A 15,927-nucleotide genomic window follows, 5' to 3' on the forward strand; every position below is an offset into this window, starting at 1 on the left:
GTAGGTTGAATCAGGCCGGAATGGCAGCCAGCTGCGACTGGGTGCGTATTTCACGGAACAAGGCCGTGGCTTCCGGGTAGCTACGGCGCAGATAGCCCAGCCATTGCTTCAAACGCCCCGGCGCATAGGTGGGGGCACCGGTGCCGATCAAGCCGGTATGAAAGCGCCGGATGATCTCCAGCAGCTCAGGCCACTCAACCACGTCAGCCGCCTCGCCAGCGATGGCTGCGCGTATCTGTCTGGCAAGGTCAGGCCGGGCTACCAGCCCACGCCCCAGCATGACGTCGTCACAGGTCGATTCGCTGCGGCAGCGAAAGTAATCTTCCACTGTCCAAATCTCGCCATTAGCGACCACGGGCGATTTCACCACTTCCTTGATACGGGCAATCCAGTGCCAGTGCGCGGGTGGTTTGTAGCCATCCAGCTTGGTACGGGCATGCACCACATGCTCGGCCGAGCCGCCCTCATCCAGCGCGCGGGCGCAATCGAGCACCAGTGCCGTGTCTTCATAGCCCAGCCGCATCTTGGTGGTTACCGGTACATGGGCAGGTACAGCACGGCGCACTTCGCGCACGATGGCGTGCAGCAACTCCGGCTCCTGCAGCAGCACGGCACCACCGCGATGGCGATTGACTGTCTTCGCAGGGCAGCCAAAGTTCAGGTCTATGCCAGGCGCACCCAGCTCGGCCGCACGGGCCGCATTATCAGCCAGGCAGGCGGGGTCCGACCCCAGCAACTGCAACTTGAGCGTGACGCCACCGGGAGTCTTCCAGCCATTAGCCCACTCCGGCGCCACCCGCTTGAAGTAGCGTGGCGGCAACAGGGTGCTGGTTACCCGCACGAACTCGGTCACACACCAGTCCACACCGCCAATTTCGGTCAGCGCAGTACGTAGTGGGGCATCAACCAGTCCCTCCATCGGGGCAAGCGCAATACGCAAAATAGACAAGCCTTTGAAAAACCTTGGATTCTAGCAAAATTTGGCTTGTTTACCGAATGGCAATTAGCAATGCGTTTTTTTATATCTTTTGTATGCTGATAGATAGGCATTGCCTATGCCAAACCATCCAGACGCCACTGCCAGACCCAGGCAGAAAGAGCGCCAGCTTCCACCTTGTACATGGGTCAACGCGGAGAAACAGCATGAAAGACCTCAGCTTCGGCTTACGCATAGGCGCCAGCTTCGCCTTGCTGCTGGTATTGATGGTAATCGTCGCCATCACCGGCTCACGCGGTGTGGAACAGCAGTATCAGCAGGTCAAATCGCTGGTGGAGGGCGACATCGCCCTGAACACGGCAGCGAGCGACACCCGCTACCATGTAGGCAACCTGCGTCGCTACGAGAAGGACAGCTTCATCAATATCGACAAGCCAGAAAAGGTAAAGGAATACCGCGAAAAGTGGGATGGCTCGCTGGCCAAAGCCCAGGAGAGCCTGGGCAAGGCCGACAAACTGGCAGCCGAGGACATACGCCAGAAGATAACGGCGCTACGGGAGCAGATGAGCAAGTATGCCGAAGGCTACCGTGGGGTGGCGGGCAGGCTGGGCCAGGACATCACCACCACGGCTGACGCCAATGCCGCCATTGATGTGCACAAGGCCTATGTACGTGGCATGGAAGGCCAGTTGAACGAACTGCTGAAATACACCGAAGGCCGTGCCGCCAAGGTGACCGATGAACTGGCCAGCGCCAAGGCATCGACCGAGCGTGGGCTATGGTTGTGGGCAGGTACGGCCATACTCCTTGGCATCGGCATTGCCATCTGGGTTGCCACCTCCATCCGCACCCCGCTCAACGCCGCCCAGACGGCCGCCCAGAAGATCGCGGCCGGCAACGATCTCACCGTCAAGATGCCTTCGCATGGCGACAACGAAATAGGCCGTACCGTCAGCGCCTTTTGCCGGGTGCTGGAAGGCCTGCGCAGCCTAGTGATAGATACCCGTGGCGGGGCACGCCAGGTGGCGGAATCCGCCAGCGAAATGGACACCATTTCCGAGCAGGTCGCCCTGGCCTCCTCCAACCAGGCCCAGGCATCAGCCGCCGTCGCCTCTGCCATAGAACAGCTCACCACCAGCATCGCCGTTGTATCCGACAGCGCAGAAAGTGTGCGTGAGGCAGCAGGCGCAGCCACCGGCCAGGCGGGCGACGGTGAACGACTGGCAGGGCAGACCGCCGATGAGATTGCCCGTATCGCCGAGGCGCTCGAGGCCGCCAGCCAGGCGATTGCCACGCTCAATGCCCGGTCCGACGAAATCGGCGGCATCGTCCGCGTGATCAAGGACATTGCCGATCAAACCAACCTGCTGGCCCTCAATGCAGCTATTGAGGCCGCGCGTGCCGGCGAACAAGGCCGCGGCTTTGCCGTAGTGGCCGATGAAGTACGCAAGCTGGCCGAGCGCACCGCAGGCGCCACGGCAGATATCTCGGCCAAGATAGAGACCGTGCAACGCGATACCGTCAGCGCTGGCGCACGTATGCAGGAAGCCAGCGGCCGCATCGATGCCGGCGTATCCCATGCCCGGGAGCTGGCCGATGCCATGGAACGGATACGTGCCGGCTCGCAAGGTACGGTCAACACCCTGACCGAAATCGCAGACGCCATCCGTGAACAGCGGGTGGCCGCCAATCAGATCGCCATCAACATCGAGAAGATTGCCCAGATGAGCGAGGAAAACCACGCCTCGGTCTCGTCCGCCAATCTCTTGGCCAAGCGCCTCGGCGAACTATCGCGCGGGCTGAATGTGCAGATAGGCCAGTTCGTGGTGGATTGATAGACCCGACAATCGCCCAGCGTCACGCAGGTGGATAGGCCAGGACGGCTTGCCACCTGCCCCCTACCTTCCAGCAGGCCAGACGCTGGCCGCCCCAAGTCAAGGCTACGGCCTGCTTAGCGACCTTGTGTCTTCCAGCAGCCGCTAAGCGCGCCCCCTTCTGGCAAATCGCCTGGCCTCACAGCCGTCTTCCCAGCCAGATGCACCCAGGCTGCCGAAACAGCTCGACAAATCCAAACCGGGCATACCATCCCACAGCACGCTCATTACGCGGGTCCACCCCCAGGTGTACTGCCGGCGCGCCTGCAGCCCGCAGACTACTCATCAGCTTCTCCATCAACACACCGCCCACTCCCTGCCCTTGGACACGTGGCAGCAAATCCACATGGAGATGCGCTGGCCATTCGGCCAGGCGTGGCTCCAGCGTATGCACAGACTGCAAACGGTTGATCAGCCAGCCATCAGCAGGGTGCTGCGGCACGCGATAGCGCTCACGTAGTGGGGGTAGCCAAGCCCGCTCCATATCGGCATAGAACGTTGCTGAATTGGCACACCCCAAGGCATAACCGCAAACGCCCTCCTCATCCTCTGCCACCCAGGCATGCTCAGGCGCAAGCGACAGATACGGCCCCGCGTAAAGGTGCCCGTAGAGTGCCTCCTGCCTGCCTGGCGCGCTGGCATCGCGACCGGCATCTCCGGTCAGCAGGCAGATGCGATACACCGCCTCTCTATCCGCCTCGGTTGCCATACGATATATTCGCATATAAGCAAATTCCAATCTTGATGAATGGCTCATGATCTGGCCATACTGCCACGCTGACTGCAAACCGTGCACCGCCCGATTCGAAGCGCCTCAGCAGTTCCGCAGAAGGGAGCCGTGTTGAAACGCCTATATGCCCGTTTGATACCGCACACCGCCAGGATCAAGATCCTCATGGTGTTTATCGCCATCAACCTGGCGGCAACGGTGGCTTATACCCTCTACGCCTGGAACCTGAAAGCCGATGCGGTCCGCGAAACCATCGATGCCCGGCTGGTAGCCGCCGCCAGCGCCGCCCCCAAGATGATAGGGTACGACTACCTACGCGAAGCACGAGACCCTCTGGCGATAGACGAGCAGCGCTACCTGGCCATGGTGCGCCTGCTGCATGACTACTGCCAGAAGGTAGGCCTGCGCTACCTCTATGTCTTCACCCAGGAAGGCAACAACATCATCTACCTGGCCGACGCCGCCAGCGAGGAGGAAATCCGCGCTGGCAACTATGGCCGCTACTATGGCGAATACGACGCCCGGCCCTTGGGCCTGGCCCAGGCCTTTACCACCGGCAAGCCACAGTTCGCCGAGTACGAAGATCGCTACGGACACTTCCGTTCCGTATTCCAGCCCATGCAGCGGGAAGACGGCAAGACCTTGGTGTTCGGCGCGGATATCGACCTGAGCGATGTAGAAGCCCAGCAGCGCGAAGCACTGAACCAGGCCCTGCTGATAGGCATGGGCTTGTTCCTGGCCGGCGTACTCGGCTCATTCTGGCTGGCCCGCACCCTGTCTGCGCCGCTCAGCCGACTTGCCGAGGCGGCAGACCGTATTGCCGATGGCGATTACCGTGTCAGGGTGCCGGCACGCGGCCACGACGAGTTTGCCCTGCTTGCCCGTGCCTTCAACAGCATGGGCAGCGCCATATCGGAGCGCGAGGCGGAAATCATCCGCATGGCCTATATCGACCCACTGACCGAGCTGCCTAACCGCGTCAGACTGGCGGAACTGATAGCCGAAGAAATCCAAGCGGCCCAGCAGGGCGACGACAGCGTCGCCGTGGTGATGATAGATATCGACCGCTTCAAGTACATCAACGACTATCTGGGCTATAGCGCAGGCGATGCCGCACTCAAGAGCATTGCCCAGCGGCTGCGGCAGGTGCAGCGAGATACCGACCATCTTGGCCGCTTCTCTGGTGACGAGTTCGTCCTGGTCATGCCAGGCGTGCACAAAGGCAATATCGACAATGTCGTACGGCGCCTGCACCGAATACTGGAGAATCCGCTTGCCATTGCCGGCCAGAGCATCGATGTAGCTGGCTCCACCGGCGTGGCGTTCTTTCCCCTGCATGGCACCAGTGCCAATGTGCTGCTGCGCGAGGCCGAGGCCGCCATGTATCTGGCCAAGCGCACCCATGCCGACTACCTGGTCTACGATCCTGGCCAGGAAGCCAACCGCAAGAGCCAGCTATCGCTCCTGGGCGAGTTGAAAACCGCCGTCGAGAGCAATCAGCTCTCCACCTTTCTGCAACCCAAGATCAACCTCGCCGATGGCCGCATTTGCGGGGTGGAGGCGCTGGTACGCTGGAATCACCCCGAACGGGGCTGGATACCGCCCGGCCAGTTCATACCGTTTGCCGAACAGACCGGCAAGATACGGGCACTCACCCTGTGGATGCTGCGCGAATGCATGCTGACCAGTTGCCACTGGGCTGCGCTGGGCCGCAATGTGCGCATCTCAGTCAACGTATCGGTCAACGACACCGAAGACCCCGCTTTCGCCGGCATGGTGCAGTCCCTGCTGGAAGAAACAGGCGCCGACGCCCACAACCTGTGCCTGGAAATCACCGAATCGGCCACCATGGAAGCGCCCGACAAGGTGCTCGATGCACTCAGACATCTACGCAACCTGGGCTTCAAGCTCTCCATCGACGACTTTGGCACCGGCTACTCCTCACTGGCCTATCTCTCGCGCCTGCCAGTGCAAGAACTCAAGATAGACCGCTCCTTCGTACTGCGGCTGGACGAGGCCGATGGCCTGCAGATTGCCCGGGCCATCGTCGAACTGGGCCACGTGCTCAAGCTTGACGTGGTGGCAGAGGGAGTGGAAACCCAGGCTGCGTGGGACACCCTGGTAGAGCTAGGCTGCGATCAGGTGCAGGGCTTCCTGGTGGCCAAACCCATGCCGATTGTGGACTTTGATGAATGGTACAAGCGCCACAAAGGCTATTGGCGCGAAGCCATGGAAGAGGACAAGTCTGGGCAAATGGCCTGATTTTGGCTACAAACATAGCCAAAGGGGAAGCACATGAGCACGCGATCAAGTGGTGGTGGCGGGCGTAGGCCCCCCGGTGGCCCAGGGAAGCAGCCTTTCGGTTCCCACAGTCACTATAAGGAAGCCCAGGCCCAAAAAGACCAAGCTGCGGAAGAAGGTGACGAGGGCAAAGAACTCGCCGCCATCAAGACAGAAAGAAAATCCCGTTCCGTGCATGGCAATACCCAGCATGGTGGTCTGGATACAGGGCACCAGAAATGGAACGCCCACCTGAATCGCCGTATCAGGCAGCTCGAGGCACACCAGGAAGAGCAAAGAGACTTGGCCCGTGGCCCAGTGGGTTCAGATGGCAGCAGGCCAACTCCCAAATCCTCGGCACCGCTTGCCCCCACCTGGGGTTCAGGCCGCATTCCCGGCACTGCACCCAAGCCGCCCTCCCTGGGTGTTGATGCCTTTCCTGCGTTGGGTGCATCAAGCTCCAGCAGCTCCAGCAGCAGTCATACCACGCCCGGGCCGATGCCATCGATAGTTACGCCCTCGCCCAGCACGTCCACCCCCATGGCTCCGATTCCCGTACCGCGACCGACTTCTGTACACGGTGGCGGCTCCAGCAGCTCAACATCATCGGGTGGCCTAGTACCAACAGGACCGACATTCTCCCCCCCCGTCCAATCCAGCGGCCCCAGCCGGCCAACCGCGCATGCCATGCCCCCGGTTCCGTCCCAGCCCAAGCGAGGTGGTGGGCCGGGCTCCAGTAGCAAACCGGGTTCGGGCGGCAAACCCGGCGGCGGTGGCGGTGGCACACCGCCTACTGGTGGTGCTACCGGCAAGTAAGTGCCAAAAAGAACGGCGTGGCGATTCTGGCAATACCCACCCGCATGGTGCTAATGGCGCTTGGGCAGCGCAAAGAAAAAGCTCGCGCCCTGCCCTGGGCTGCTGCTGGCCCAGATGCGGCCACCGTGCAGCGCGATAATGCGGGCGCACAATGCCAACCCTATACCGGTGCCGGGGAACTCACTGCTCTTGTGCAAGCGCTGGAACAGCACAAACAGCTTGTCGGCGTGCGAGGGATCAAAACCAGCGCCATTGTCGTAGACCTCGATCACCCATTCCTGGCTGCTGGCCTCGCTACGGTCACGAATACCGACCACCGGGTCGGTTTGCCGGGCGGAGTACTTCATCGCATTGTCGAGCAGGTTCTGCAGGACTTCACGCAGCAAGATGCGATCAGCCTCAAGCTCTGGCAAGGTGCCAACTTGCCAGCTGATCTTCGCCGCCGAGTCGGCATTCATCTCACCCAGCACCTCATCGACCAGGCCATTCAGTGCAAAACGGCTGACATTGAGTGCAGCACTACCCAGCCTGGCCACCGACCAGAGCCCCTGTATCATGTCGTTCATGCGCTCAAGCGCCCGCTGCGAGCGTTCCAGCCACTGGCGGGACGGATCCTCATCCGGCATGGCCTCGCCAACCATTTCCAGATAGCTACTGGCCTGCCGCAATGGCGCCCGCAAGTCATGCGCAATGGCATGGCCAAAGCTCTCCAGCTCGCCCAGCGCCTCGCGTAGTGCGCGGGTGCGCAACTCAACCTTTTGCTCCAGTTCCACGTTCAGCCGGCCCAGTTGCTCCTGGGCATAATGCAGTGCATTGATATTGAGTATCACGCCGTCCAGCCAGACCAACTGGTCTTTCGCGTCATAGCAGCCCTGCCCCTGCTCCATCACCCACATGATCTGGCCATCCTTGTGCTGCAGCCGATATTCAACCCGGTAGGGCAGCCTGTCTTCCAGCGCATGCTGTATCTGCCGCCACAGTAGTTCACGATCATCGACATGGACTACTGCATTGAAGCTGATGGCGCCCGTACCAATGAAGGCCGCTGCCGGATAACCGGTGAGCCCCTCCACCGCATCGCTGATGTAATGCATGGTCCAGTCAGTATCATTGGCGCAGCGGTACACGATGCCGGGCAGATTGCTGACCAGGGTCCGATAGCGGGATTCCCTTTCCGCCAGGTCGTCATGCAGTTTCAGTATGTCGTTGAAATGCCTACGGCCACGGCGATGGGCCAGCCCCAGTATCACCGTGGCGATCACCAGCTCAATCAACAAGGTCGCCACTGCAATATTGCGCAGGGTAGTGAACGAGGCCTCAATCTGCCTGACGATAGGCCCCAATGGCAGGCTATTGACCAAAACCCAATCGGCGCCCTCAATGCGGGCGACAAACCACACCCGGTCCGTCTGGGTGACCCGGACAAACCCCTGCCTGGCAAGACCCTGCTGGCGCGCCTGCTGAATCGCCGCAGCCCAGGCCGGGTCGCCAAGCTGGCCTAGCCGCAGCTGCCCCTTTGCCCGCAGTATTTCCTCGCCATATTGGTCCGATGCCACGATGCTGTCCTGGCCGCTCAAGAGGACAAAGCGGCTACCCTCCTGCTGTCGCAGTTGCTGTGTCTGTAGCAGCAGATTGGCCAGCGGCATGTCATGGCCCACCGATCCATACCATGTGCCACGCCAATAAAGCGGCGCTACAACGCTGGTCATCCAGATACGGGGCACTGGGTCAAAAGCCAGGGCAGTCCAATAGGATTTACGCTGCGGATTCTGTGCCGGTTCAGTCGGCATGAACCACTCGGTGGCGCGGTAATCGAAATCTGCAGCCGGTTGTTCCAGCCAGCCCGGCTCGCCCGGCCAGAAGATCACCTCACCACCATGTCTGGGCAGTATCCAGGTATTGACAAAGGCCTTGCCGACCGTAGCCTGTCCAAACAGGCTGGTGTAGTGCACGCTACGGACAAAGAACTCGCGGCTGGCTGCATCCGGCTGCAGGTATTTGGGCAGCACGGCAGCGGCATCGCGCTGGGGGTCCAAGCTGACCCGGCGAGAACGGTAGGAACCATCCGGCAGCTTTTCAAACAGGCTATCGAATGCCCCGGCGGCATGCGGATCGGGGCGATCCAGCTGGCGCTCCAGCTCCCGCGCAAAGCGCTCTATCGAGCCGCGTGTATCCCCCAGATCGTGCGCCATGCTGGCAGCCACCCGCTGGGCGGTCTGCTCGTGCCGCTGCACTATCTGCTCAAGCCGCTCAGACAGCAAGGCCTGCTGCTCTCTCTGCCCCGTCACAAACAGGACGAGCAATACCGCCGCACCCAGCAAAGCCGGCACATAAAGCGGTAGCACCGGCCGGTAGCGCGGCCTGTCGTCAGTCGTCATGATCCTCTTTCGGATCCCTCGTTCTACTCACTATAGCCAGCCATAGTAAATAGCAGCCTCCAACCGCTCTGCGGCGCTCCGATATGACGGAAGCCCACAGGTTCAAGGCAAACAAGGCCCGATCGACAACTACCCAAGCGTATGCATGAAATGCAAAAAATTTATAAGTTCGTTGAACTGCCGTGAAATTGAATATGGCCGCTACGCAGCCATACAATGGCTGATAAGTCAGGCTAAGCAACAGCTGAAATCATGTCATGCCACTCAGTTCTGCCCTCCCACTCCGCACACCAAGCGACAAACCTCTCGGCAGGCATTGGCTTGGCTATTCCATAGCCCTGTGCTACCCGACAGCCCATTTTCTTCAGTATGGTCGCATGTTCCAGCGTTTCCACCCCCTCTGCCACCACATCTCTGTCAAATACTCCCGCCAATTGAATAACCCCTTCAACTATCCCGAGATCATCACCATCCTCAAGCATGCCCCGGACGAAGCTTTGATCAATTTTCAATGAGTCGAGTGGCAATTTACGCAAATAGGTCAAAGAAGAATAACCCGTACCAAAATCATCCAGCGCGAACTTTACACCCAGCTGCTTGCAACGCTCCAAAACCTCTACCGCCTGCCTCAGGTCACCTATCGCAGCGGTTTCCAGTATCTCCAGTTCAAACTGGCTTGCCGGCAGATCAGGGTATCGATCCAACGCACTTTGGAGTTGATCAAAGAAACACGGCATCATCAGGTAATCAGCACTGACATTGGCACTCACTGCCAACTTCAAACCATCATCCGCCCAAGTAGCAGCTTGTAATAGTGCGGTAGAAATAACCCACTCACCCAACAGCGGCTCAAGCTCGCTGCCTTCCACGTAGGGCAAGAATTCGGCGGGCGACAATAATCCTCGCTCTGGATGTTGCCATCGTATCAGTGCTTCTGCACCGACTATCCTGCCCGTATTCAGCTCTACTTTAGGTTGGTAATACAGTATGAACTCCTGTCTTATCAAGGCCTCACCCAGTAACATGATAAAATGCCGATGGAATTTCGCAGCCTTATCCCTATCCTGATCAAATAATTGATAGCGATTCTTCCCTGCCTCTTTGGCGAGATACATAGCCTGATCCGCGTGGCGCAATAGAGTATCGGTATCCACATTGTCTTCGGGGTACAAGCTCACGCCAATACTTGCGGTGGGTGTGATAATGAAATCCTCGATTTTCACCGGTGTGCTGGTCGCCTTTAGCACACGCTCCAGAATTGCATTACACTCTTCATTTGAATTCAACTCGGACAACACCAGCACAAACTCATCACCGCCCAATCTCGCCAGAGTATCATCAGCTCGCAACACCGCTTTCAGATTATTTGCAACCCCAATAAGTAGCTCATCGCCCACTGCGTGCCCAAATTGATCATTTACAGATTGGAAACCATCCAAGTCAATAAAACAAATGGCACTCGCCTTATCGGTTCGTGCAGACCGCGCAACCGATTGCTTAAGCCTGTCTGAAAGCAACCTTCTGTTAGGCAGCCCAGTCAACGCATCAAAGTGTGCCACTCTATCCAGATCTGCAGCATGCTGCTTTTCCTGGCTGATATCCGAGAACACCCCCACAAAATACTGGATATGACCTGAAGTATCCTTCACCGCTGAGATGGAAAGCAACTCGGCATACACCTCGCCACTCTTACGCCTATTCCAAATCTCACCTCGCCAAAAGCTCTGGCTCAAAACTGCATTCCACATGTCTTTATAAAAAGCCGCACCATGCTGACCTGATGACAGGATTGTTGGTGACTTCCCCAGCACTTCAGACTCCGTATACCCCGTAATACGCTGAAAAGATGGATTAACCTTGATAATTCTACCTTCCGGGTTCACGACCATAATGCCTTCATGGGTGCTATCAAATACTGCTGCAGCCTCGCGCAATGCCTGCTCATGCCGCCTGCGCTCTGTGACATCAGCGACAGTGCCTACTACGCGTAACGCCCTGCCCGTTTGCTCATCACGTAATGTTGCGCGTCCCCAAGAGCGTATCCAGCGGGGAGCACTATCATGCCCTGCCAGCCTGAAATCAAATTCGATCGAAGGCGTTTCTCCTGATACGTGCGCCTCTATGGCTTCCAATACGGCATCTAAGTCCGCCGGACTCACAAGTTGACGGAAAAATGCAAAATCACCTGCATCATCCTTAGGATCCCGATCAACAACCTCATAATAACGCGCCGAGCGGAATACCTTTCCGGTACTTAAATTCCAGTCCCAAAATCCATCAGAGGTGGCGTCAACAATTAATTGAAGTCGCTCTTCGCTGGTTTGTATTTTCAAAGCCGCAAGCGTTCTCTCTGTAATGTCTTGCACAGTCCCCCACAGCCTCACCACCCTATCACCTTGGCCCAGAACAGCCTCACCACTCGCAATAATCCAACGATGCTCGCCATCGGGTCTAATGATTTCAGCATCACAGGCATAAGCAATGCCCTGCGACACAGCCTTATTTACCGCACTCTCCAGTCGGCACCAGCTTTCCGGTGTAAAATACTCTTTGATCTCTGGGTAAGTAGCTGGCGGCAGTGTGACATCCCTTCCATAAATGCGGAACACTTCTTCCGACCAGTAATGGCTGTTCGCAACCAGATCCCATTCCCAATTACCAACGCCCGCCAAGCGCTGTGCTTGTTTCAACGCAGCCTCACTTGCACGTAACGCCATTTCCGCCCGCCGGTGGGCCGTCACATCTCGTGATATTCCAAACAAACCAGCAACTTGGCCTGCACCATCAAATATAGGCCCCTTGATAACATCGAAAATCAGACAACGTCCATCCTGAGTCGTTAGTTGCTCCTCCTGATTAACGACGGCGCCGCCCATCATGATGACCTGATCCTGTCGCATGAGGTCCACGGCTGTCTTTTCGTCAAATATTTCCGTATCATCACGACCAAGAATTTCACTTATTGGCTTATCAACCATTCCTGCAGCCGCCCGATTCACCAGCAGATAGCGACCTTGTTTTTCTTTAATAAAAATAGCATCTGAAGCCCCGGAAATCACTGCGTTTAGTAACCTTTTATTGCGCTCCATTTTACGCAAAGAATGATGAAATAAGGTGCTCAACAGGCTGACTGCCACGCCGTTTACAACCAGCATAAACCACTGCATTCTACTTAATGGATCAGCCTGCGACTGATGCAAATAGGGTTGCGCAAGAAAATCCGCACCAAGTACCAGAATCAGGGTTGATGTCAAACCAGGCCCCGCACCGCCCAGTAACGCACTTATCACAATCGGTAGCATGAAAAATATCAACAGTGGGCGCGTACTAAAATCGGCGTTGATATTCAATCGCACCAGCAACATCGCCACACTCATAGCAACGGCGAGTAGGTAATACCATGTGCGTCTGTGTAAGGGCGTCAACGCGCCACGAGCCATCGAATCCGCAAACATTTCCTGAGTTCGACCAGCCTGTGACAAAGGCGGGACAGCCCGTAATGCATAAACCAGCCCGGCGGCAGAAATCAGAATGAAAAATACCCCCTTTGTCGTAGACAAAGACAGTAGGTTTTCTTGATCGACCATGGCGATGAGAACACTGTCCGACAGGAATATCCATGTAATACTGAACAACAGGTAGCCAACTACAACAAGACCGATGAACCGTGACCTATCACTCGTTGCGCTGTTATACCAATTGGCAAGCAGTGACATGGTGCCCCTCCCAAGTTAGGTCGCAACTTCTGGCCTCCAATTTTTTTCGCTCCCTATTTTCCAGATATGTCAGGTACTAGATCAGCGGGTCGTTCATACACCACTGTAGTTTCTGTTGTCGTAGCATCTGATTTCCTACTGCAAGAAGCCAGTCGTATAGGTAACCAACGGGGCTTGGGCGCAGGGCGCGATGCTGCAGAAGATGGCACACTTTTAGCAGGCAACACTTCACCATAGCCTTCTCACGCGGGATTGGCATCCTCTAAACGGGGGAAGCTGGCCGTCTTTGATGACAGAAACGCTGCCAGTTACATCAAAGGTAAAAAAAGGCGGGACATCGTCCCGCCCCTGCTTGAGCGCTTGCCGCAATGCCTGGCGGCTATCTCGGCGCCGGGTCTTCTCGGCCTTGTCATGCACACCCCCGCCACCGCGCTGGCTGGCGGCCAGCGCAATGGGGTTACGGGGCTTGGGTACTTTCAGTTTGATCTTCATGCTGTCATCGTCTCCAGATTCAATTGATACAACCTTGCATCACAGGCCCGCTGCGCCTGCTTCTTGCTTAAAAAACGCGGCACCTCGCTCCCTGCCGCAAAACAGAACTGCCTGGGCAGGTCGGTGTAGATCGAGCGTGGGGGCTGACGCAGGACTATGCCCTTCAACGACAGGCACGATGCCGGGCTGTGATAGAACATGCGTCGCAGCCCCAACTCCTCCCGTACAAACCAGATGGTTGCCGCCAGCATGGCCTCTGCCCACAGCTTGCGATAACGTCCAAGCGCAAACTCGGCGTAGGCACGTATGTTTTCTTCACTTGCGTCCGCACCCCACACCAGCCTGGGGTTCAATGCCGCAGCAGCGACATTGCGCAGCCAATCGGTCTGAACCTCTTCTATCAGTACCTCTCCAGATGTCATATCCACGTCCAGGCGGGACCACGCCAGTGTATTGCGGCCCACCCTGTTGATGGGATGGCAGCGGGTGCCAAATGGCAGGCAGTGCTCCTTGGGCCTAACCAGGCGCTGGTAGATTGCATCGTGGCCACGGTCAAAATTGAGCTGCAAAACCAGATTCGCGCCGCCACGGGTGGTCTGTGCGCCATCCCATAGCCCCAGGCTCAGGGTAAAGGCCAATGCTGCCGGGTCGCCGTCCGCAGCCAATACATCTGCTGCACATAGCCGCTTGCTACCAGCCTGCGCCAGCCACTGCCTGATCCTGGGCTTCTGCAAAAGGCCCGCGTAGGCACTCCGCTTGATCGCCGCAATGCTTACTCCTGAGCCGACTAAGTGTTTGAGCAACAGCCAGGCATAACGGTCTGGGTAATAATTGAAAATCGTCCTGCCCTCAGGCAGGCAGCCGATGATCTCCTCGGCATATTGTCTGTTCATAGACAGCTTCCCTCTGCCGCCTTTCTGGCGGCGCAATCTTGTATGGATGTGCGTGTTGGGGTTGGGCTGTCACTTGCATGGCGTACTCCTGGTCTAGCGGAAATCTTGTGGGGGATGGCGCACAAAGGCCGAGCACAGCCAGCCGATCGCAACAGCGATGGCATCTGGCAAGTGCAGCAGCACGCAATAGGCGCATGAAAAAACCCCGGACATGGCCGGGGCTTTGCGGGCGACCGGCGTGAAGGCTGTACCCTTCACGCCAATGGCGGTATGGGTCAGCGGATTAAGCGGAGATACATGGCAACAGACATCGGTGTTTCTCCTTTCCTGACTGAGAGTGGGTTGAACAAGTCCTGCCTTTTTAAACCAGGCGGGCCTGCGAGGTCAAGTGCAGGCTGACAGGCCAGGGACACGCTGATTGATTCCCCGGAGCCGCGGAATCAATCAGCCTGTCCTTAACGCTGCAGCGGCACTGCCAATACCTGGGTGGGCTTGAGGCTGGCTGCATCCTTCAGGCTGCCATCGGCTTGGTACCGCCCGACAAAGGAATTGGCAATCACATACAGCTTATCCCCCACCAAGGTGCCCGTGGTCGGCTCATCCAGCGCAGGGTGGTGATGCGACTGTAGTACCGTCATACCGGTGATGCTGCGGCCATCGGCGGCAAGCGCCACGCGTATCACCCGCCCTGGGTTGGTGCTGTTCTGCACCCCAAACAGCGCCTGGTCACGCCAGTAAAGCCCGTCTATCCCGCCAGTCATGACCGTATCGGGCTGCGGCATACGCATCGCTTCGCCTGTCGTCGCATCCACCCGGGCAATACCGGTGGAGAGGGTCACATACAAGGCATTCCCCTGGCCTACCGCCAACCCATTGGCGCCACGCAAGCTCCCCTTCTCGCCAAAACGTGCCAGCACGGCTTCGCCCGGTTTCAGTCGCCAGAGCGACCCTTCGGCCGAATCGCTGACATACACGCTACCGTCATCGGCAACCGCAACATCGTTGAACTGCAGTGCATCCTCCCCCTCCAGCCTACCCTGCAATTTGCCAGTGCGCAGATCGTAGCGCAGCACCGCATTGCGGCGCGCCAACTTGCTGCTGTCCTCAAAGCCATTGGTACTCACGGCATAGAGCACGCCACGTGCGGCATCCACCGCCAAGCCCAGCACGGCATCCAGCTTATCGGTCTTGCGCGAGAAATCCTTGGTTCGCCCCTTGGCGTCCACCACCACGATCTTGTGCTGGGCCACACTCCCCAGAAAGAAGCGCTTGCCGCGTGCATCATAAGCAATACCCTCGGGTATCAGTTTGGGGTCTGGCAGGCTCAAGCCGACTGGCGCATCTGGCGTGCGCGGCTCATCCGCTGCCAGCTCCTGCCGCACAGCCTGGAAATCGGCATCCGCCCATAGCGCATCAAACCCCAGGCCGGGCGAGGGCACCAAACCCAGCTTACGGCCCTTCAGCGCCCGTAGCTCCGCCAGCGCCGCAGCCTTGTCGCCCAGGCTGGCAAGCGTCATGGCTTGGTAATACGCCAGCAAGCCATCACCGGGCCGCTCTGCCCGCAGTGCCTGCACACGGGCCAAGCGTGCCTTCAGAGCCGCCTGCGGGTCATCTTCTGCCTGGGCGGGCGCCCCAAGGGCAAGGCATAGCAAGCTGCAAATCCAAAGGCGTGAAGCGGGCATGGCGGGCTCCTGAAAAGTAGTCGGCCACTATAGTAGTGCCACGCCAGCTTCGTCGATGCTGGGCAGCAGCAAGGTGCCAATAAGCAACAGGCAGCAAAGCCAGGCAGGCTTCTCGCTACCTTACATAGC

Annotated in this window: 10 protein-coding genes; 2 read left to right on the forward strand and 8 right to left on the reverse strand. The window is 58.2% G+C overall.

Translation table 11 applies throughout. The features are described from left to right. Nucleotides 1-10: 10 nt before the first annotated feature. Nucleotides 11-949 (reverse strand): tRNA dihydrouridine synthase, encoded by a 939-nt coding sequence (locus QWZ03_RS20235; RefSeq protein ID WP_290334421.1) that lies wholly within the window; start codon nt 947-949, stop codon nt 11-13. 194 nt (nt 950-1,143) lie between these two features. On the opposite strand from QWZ03_RS20235, the gene QWZ03_RS20240 reads away from it, so the two are divergent. Then, nucleotides 1,144-2,772, forward strand: a complete 1,629-nt coding sequence (locus QWZ03_RS20240) for a methyl-accepting chemotaxis protein (RefSeq protein WP_290334422.1) — start codon at nt 1,144-1,146, stop codon at nt 2,770-2,772. A gap of 178 nt (nt 2,773-2,950) precedes the next feature. Here the strand turns inward: QWZ03_RS20240 and QWZ03_RS20245 are convergent, their stop codons facing one another. After that, nucleotides 2,951-3,535 (reverse strand): GNAT family N-acetyltransferase, encoded by a 585-nt coding sequence (locus tag QWZ03_RS20245; RefSeq protein WP_290334423.1) that lies wholly within the window; start codon nt 3,533-3,535, stop codon nt 2,951-2,953. 114 nt (nt 3,536-3,649) lie between these two features. On the opposite strand from QWZ03_RS20245, the gene QWZ03_RS20250 reads away from it, so the two are divergent. Then, nucleotides 3,650-5,803 carry a putative bifunctional diguanylate cyclase/phosphodiesterase gene (locus QWZ03_RS20250; RefSeq protein WP_290334424.1) on the forward strand — a complete coding sequence of 718 codons (2,154 nt, stop codon included), beginning with the start codon at nt 3,650-3,652 and terminating at the stop codon, nt 5,801-5,803. A 497-nt stretch (nt 5,804-6,300) separates the two neighbouring features. On the opposite strand, the gene QWZ03_RS20255 is transcribed toward QWZ03_RS20250, so the two are convergent. From QWZ03_RS20255 to QWZ03_RS20280, 6 genes are all read right to left on the reverse strand, one after another. Then, on the reverse strand, nt 6,301-6,510 hold the full coding sequence (locus QWZ03_RS20255; protein ID WP_290334425.1) for a hypothetical protein: 210 nt from the start codon (nt 6,508-6,510) through the stop codon (nt 6,301-6,303). A gap of 177 nt (nt 6,511-6,687) precedes the next feature. Next, nucleotides 6,688-9,015, reverse strand: a complete 2,328-nt coding sequence (locus tag QWZ03_RS20260; protein ID WP_290334426.1) for an ATP-binding protein — start codon at nt 9,013-9,015, stop codon at nt 6,688-6,690. A gap of 233 nt (nt 9,016-9,248) precedes the next feature. Continuing rightward, nucleotides 9,249-12,731: an EAL domain-containing protein gene (locus QWZ03_RS20265; RefSeq protein ID WP_290334427.1), complete on the reverse strand. Its 3,483-nt coding sequence runs from the start codon at nt 12,729-12,731 to the stop codon at nt 9,249-9,251. A 228-nt stretch (nt 12,732-12,959) separates the two neighbouring features. Continuing rightward, nucleotides 12,960-13,223: a hypothetical protein gene (locus tag QWZ03_RS20270; RefSeq protein ID WP_290334428.1), complete on the reverse strand. Its 264-nt coding sequence runs from the start codon at nt 13,221-13,223 to the stop codon at nt 12,960-12,962. Next, entirely contained in the window at nt 13,220-14,116 is an 897-nt protein-coding gene (locus QWZ03_RS20275) for a hypothetical protein (protein ID WP_290334429.1), read from the reverse strand. The genes QWZ03_RS20270 and QWZ03_RS20275 overlap by 4 nt, the downstream gene beginning before the upstream one ends. Nucleotides 14,117-14,571: 455 nt before the next feature. Then, nucleotides 14,572-15,798: an SMP-30/gluconolactonase/LRE family protein gene (locus tag QWZ03_RS20280; protein WP_290334430.1), complete on the reverse strand. Its 1,227-nt coding sequence runs from the start codon at nt 15,796-15,798 to the stop codon at nt 14,572-14,574. Nucleotides 15,799-15,927 lie beyond the last annotated feature (129 nt).

Source organism: Chitinimonas viridis, from assembly GCF_030409555.1.
GTDB lineage: Bacteria > Pseudomonadota > Gammaproteobacteria > Burkholderiales > Chitinimonadaceae > Chitinimonas > Chitinimonas viridis.

Excerpts from the sequence above, each read along its gene's own strand:
- QWZ03_RS20240 (WP_290334422.1), top strand. The coding sequence starts at position 1,144 with ATGAAAGACCTCAGCTTCGGCTTACGCATAGGCGCCAGCTTCGCCTTG.
- QWZ03_RS20245 (WP_290334423.1), bottom strand. The coding sequence starts at position 3,535 with ATGCGAATATATCGTATGGCAACCGAGGCGGATAGAGAGGCGGTGTAT.
- QWZ03_RS20280 (WP_290334430.1), bottom strand. The coding sequence starts at position 15,798 with ATGCCCGCTTCACGCCTTTGGATTTGCAGCTTGCTATGCCTTGCCCTT.
- QWZ03_RS20270 (WP_290334428.1), bottom strand. The coding sequence starts at position 13,223 with ATGAAGATCAAACTGAAAGTACCCAAGCCCCGTAACCCCATTGCGCTG.
- QWZ03_RS20265 (WP_290334427.1), bottom strand. The coding sequence starts at position 12,731 with ATGTCACTGCTTGCCAATTGGTATAACAGCGCAACGAGTGATAGGTCA.
- QWZ03_RS20255 (WP_290334425.1), bottom strand. The coding sequence starts at position 6,510 with ATGGCATGCGCGGTTGGCCGGCTGGGGCCGCTGGATTGGACGGGGGGG.
- QWZ03_RS20260 (WP_290334426.1), bottom strand. The coding sequence starts at position 9,015 with ATGACGACTGACGACAGGCCGCGCTACCGGCCGGTGCTACCGCTTTAT.
- QWZ03_RS20275 (WP_290334429.1), bottom strand. The coding sequence starts at position 14,116 with ATGAACAGACAATATGCCGAGGAGATCATCGGCTGCCTGCCTGAGGGC.